This is a genomic window from Archangium sp. (assembly GCF_036389735.1).
Taxonomy (GTDB): Bacteria; Myxococcota; Myxococcia; order Myxococcales; family Myxococcaceae; genus Archangium.
Genome location: NZ_DASVWK010000561.1, coordinates 1 through 1,504, shown reverse-complemented (window position 1 = coordinate 1,504; position 1,504 = coordinate 1). Strand labels below are relative to the sequence as shown.

The window sequence follows — 1,504 nt, the reverse complement described above, 5'->3', positions numbered from 1 at the left end:
GCCCCGATGCCGCCATCAGCAGGCCCAGCGTGTTCGGCCCCCCCTTCAGCACCTCCGAGGCCATCACCGGCATCAGCACCGCGAACGGCAGCCCCAGCAGGCTCACCATCGCCAGCAGCAGCAGCAGCGAGCGGATGGGCGGCGAGTGCGCCACGTAGGCAATCCCCTCCTTCAGCTCCGTCAGCAGGTGCTGGGGCGCGTGCTCCCGCGGGCGCCGCACCACCCGCATCGCCAGCAGCGAGGCGATCACCGCCAGGTAGCTGATGGAGTCGATGAGGAAGCAGCCCCCCTCCCCCACCCAGGCGATCAGCCCTCCCGCCACCGACGGGCCCAGCAGTCTGGCCGCGTTGAACATGGACGAGTTGAGGGCGATCGCGTTCGGCAGATCCGCCCGATCCTCCACCAGCTCCACCACGAAGGCCTGCCGCGCCGGCAGGTCGAAGGCGTTGATGAGCCCCTGCACCATGCTCAGCACCGCGACGTGCCACACGGCGATGATGCCCGAGAGCGCCAGCACCGCCAGCGCCAGCGACTGGAGCATCGCCAGCACCTGCGTCACCACCAGCAGCCGGTGCCGGTTCCACCGATCCACCAGCACCCCCGCGAAGGGCGCCAGCAGGAAGGTGGAGATCTGCCCGCAGAAGCCCACCACCCCCAGCAGCAACGCCGAGCCGCTCAGCCGGTACACCAGCCAACTCGTCGCCACCCGCGTCAGCCACGTGCCCACCAGCGACACGCTCTGCCCGGCGAAGAAGAGGCGGTAGTTGGGGTGGCCCAGCGCCCGGAGCAGGAACCTCCACCCGCTCCGCCCCTCCCCCACCGCTTGCTCAGCCATTGACGTGTGCCTCCGCGAGCGAACTCCACCGCCTCCCGTTAAAAATAGGATTCAGCCCCTCCCCTGCCGCTCCCCACCACGCCGTCATCCGAGGAGGCGCTCGGCTGGCGGGCTGCCAGACACGGATGTCTCTTCAGGTCATGATGCGGTGCGGTATAGAAGGCTCCTCGCCCTTGGTACGTGGTTCAACCACCTTTCGGATTTTTCCGGACTGTAATATTCTGCTGGAGTTGTTCACGAGGGGCCTGACTTCGTCAGGGGGACAGCCGTGGAGCGCCTGAAGCCGTCGCCATCGGAAACGCAACCGGCCCTACCGGAGACGGAGGGTTCGTGGCATCCGGACGACTGCGCGGGCTGTGACGTGTGCGACGCGGACGCCCTGGAGCGCGAGCTGCTGCGCGCCCACGCCCAGGCGGCCGAGGCCGAGGGAGAGCCCACGCGCGTCGTCGGCCCTCCCGCGCCCCTGCCCCCTCCGCCCGCACCGCCCGAGGCGCTGCCCCGGGGTACCTCGGTGGGGCGCTACCTCGTGCTGGAGCGGCTGGGCGCCGGCGGCATGGGGGAGGTGTACGCGGCGTTCGATCCCCAGCTCAACCGCAAGGTGGCCCTCAAGTTGCTGCTGCCGGGCGGCGAGGGGCTGGGGCGGGACGAGGCCCACTCGCGGCTGGTGAG

At 70.1% G+C, this 1,504-nt stretch carries 1 protein-coding gene and 1 pseudogene; one reads left to right on the top strand and one right to left on the bottom strand.

Annotated features, from left to right (window positions below; translation table 11 throughout):
• Nucleotides 1-835 (bottom strand): MFS transporter (locus VF794_RS19760; protein WP_331112668.1); only part of this gene is annotated, 835 nt, incomplete at its 3' end.
• 268 nt (nt 836-1,103) lie between these two features.
• Here VF794_RS19760 and VF794_RS19755 point away from each other — a divergent pair.
• Nucleotides 1,104-1,504, top strand: a pseudogene (locus tag VF794_RS19755) (hypothetical protein); the annotation flags it as partial.